We start from the raw sequence: 1,883 nt of genomic DNA, 5'->3' as shown, positions 1-1,883 counted from the left end.
GGCTGGCCGTCGAACCGGGTCACCGGCAGGATGCCCGCGACACTGGAGCAGACGAACGCCTCGTCCGCCTCCGCGAGCTGGCGGGTCGTGAGCCACTCCTCGACCGGGTTGAGTCCGGCACCGGCGGCCCAGGCGAGGACCCAGCTGCGCGTGGTCCCCGGCAGGATCGCGCAGGCGAGGGCGGGGGTCGCGAGTTCATCGCCCCGGATGAGCACGATGTTCGCCGAGGTCGCCTCGGACAGATGCCCATCGAGGGTCAGGAAGAGCGCGTCGTCCGCGCCAGCCCGGCGGGCTTCAAGGCGGGCGTGGACGTAGTCGGCGCGGCTCGTCGTCTTGAGGGCGACGAGCGGGTTCTCGGGGTCCCTCCGGATCGAGCTGACGACGAGGTGCAGGCCGTCGGTCAGGTGCCCGGGCGGCGGCGGCGTGACCGGCCAGGCCTGGATCACGATCGTCGGCTCGATGCCCGCGCTGGGTGGCAGGAGCCCGCGTCCCGTGAATGACCCACGCGTGACGGTGACCCGGATCGACGCATCGTCCTCCGGCCCGGCGAGGCCCTCGATCTCCAAAAGCGAGGTGATCCCGCGCGAAATCTGCGTCCCGGTGCCGACGGGCAGCCTGATGTCGAGGCCGGTGGCCGATCCCTGGAGCCGGATGAGGTGCTCGCGAAGTTCCGTCACCCGCCCGCCGCGCGCCCGGAGCGTCTCGAAGATGCCGTCACCGAGCTGGAAGCCGCGATCGAAGGCCGAGAGATGCGCGCCCTCGGCCCGCATGATCCGGCCGTCGACCCAGATGTGCCCGGGGGCATCGGCGGGCGCGGGGCTCGCGGGATGCGCGCCGTGGCTGACGCTGGTCACGTGGCCGCCTCATGGACTCGGCGCGTCACGGGGCCACCTCGCGACCACCGATCGCGGTCAATGGGCCCCGCGCCTTGTCCACGGTTTCGTCAAACTCCGCCGACGGATCACTCCGGTACGTGATGCCGCCACCGACGTGGAGCGTCAACCGAGCGCCATCGGCCACGAACGTGCGGATGAGGATGCTCGTCTGCATCGCGCCATCGGCCCCGATCCAGCCCGCGGCGCCGGTGTACGGGCCGCGCCGGACCGGCTCCATGCCCTCGAGCAGCTCCATGGCCCGGATCTTCGGGGCGCCGGTGATGCTCCCGCCCGGGAACGACGCCGCGAGCAGGTTGAACGCGTCCATGCCGGGCGCCAGGCGGCCGGTCACCGTGGACACGAGATGCTGGACCGTGGCCGTTCGCTCGAGCCGACAGAGGCGCGGGACCCGGACCGAGCCCGGCACGCAGACCCGACCGAGATCGTTCCGCACGACGTCCACGATCATCACGTTCTCGGCCCGATCCTTGCCGGACCCCAGCAGCTCGCGGGCGAGCGCCCGGTCCTCAGCGCGGTCGCGGCCACGCGGGCGTGTGCCCTTGATCGGATCCGTCGCGACGATCCCGTCCTGGGTCACCGACAGGAACGGCTCCGGCGATGCGGACAGGATCGCGCGGGGACCACCCGTGACGGGACTCGATCCAAGGTCGAGGTAGGCGGCGAAGAGCGCCGGATCCCCGGTTCGAAGGCGCCGGAAGATGGGCCATGGGTCGCCGCGAAACGGGGTCTCGAGGCGGCGGGTCAGGTTGGCCTGGTAGATCTGGCCCCGAGCGATCTCGGATCGAACGGTCGCGACACCGGCCTCGAACGCGGCCCGATCGAGGCCCGAGCGGAATTCCAGACCCGAGGGAGGCTCGCCCGCCATGACCGCTCGGCGACGATCCGGCGCCGGCGCCAGGAGTTGCTCCCGGACCTCGGCCAATCGCCGATCCAGCCGCCCGATCCGTTCATCCAGCGCTCGCCCTGCCAGCCATGCGCTCCCCGTGC

General features: G+C 72.0%; 2 protein-coding genes. Both read right to left on the bottom strand.

The genetic code is table 11. The features are described 5' to 3' along the window. Window positions 1–854, bottom strand: an 854-nt coding sequence (locus EPO09_RS21860; protein ID WP_290646680.1) for an aminotransferase class IV, incomplete at its 3' end; no start/stop codon positions are given. Window positions 855–879: 25 nt separating this feature from the next. Beyond that, the coding region (locus tag EPO09_RS21855) for an anthranilate synthase component I family protein (protein WP_290646678.1) at window positions 880–1,883 on the bottom strand (1,004 nt) is incomplete at its 5' end.

Origin of the sequence: Aquabacterium sp. (genome assembly GCF_004297345.1) — a bacterium.
In the GTDB taxonomy this organism is placed as follows: domain Bacteria; phylum Pseudomonadota; class Gammaproteobacteria; order Burkholderiales; family Burkholderiaceae_C; genus Aquabacterium.
This window is presented reverse-complemented; position numbering and strand designations above follow the sequence as displayed.